The 219-nt window shown below is 52.5% G+C and carries 1 protein-coding gene; it reads left to right on the top strand.

Going from position 1 to position 219, the window contains the following annotated elements:
* A partial coding sequence (locus AC1VNJ_RS26995) for a hypothetical protein (RefSeq protein WP_482641643.1) occupies positions 1–219 on the top strand: 219 nt, incomplete at both ends.

The following is a 219-nucleotide window of genomic DNA, read 5'->3' as shown; positions in this document are numbered from 1 at the left end:
ATACAGGACTTACTGGAGCTACAGGACTCACTGGAGCTACAGGACTTACTGGAGCTACAGGACTCACTGGAGCTACAGGACTTACTGGAGCTACAGGACTCACTGGAGCTACAGGACTCACTGGAGCTACAGGACTTACTGGAGCTACAGGACTCACTGGAGCTACAGGACTCACTGGAGCTACAGGACTTACTGGAGCTACAGGACTCACTGGAGCTA

The organism is Priestia sp. 3CA3, from assembly GCF_056836725.1.
The sequence above is the reverse complement of the archived record's forward strand: the minus strand, read 5'-3'. Positions and strand labels throughout refer to the sequence as shown.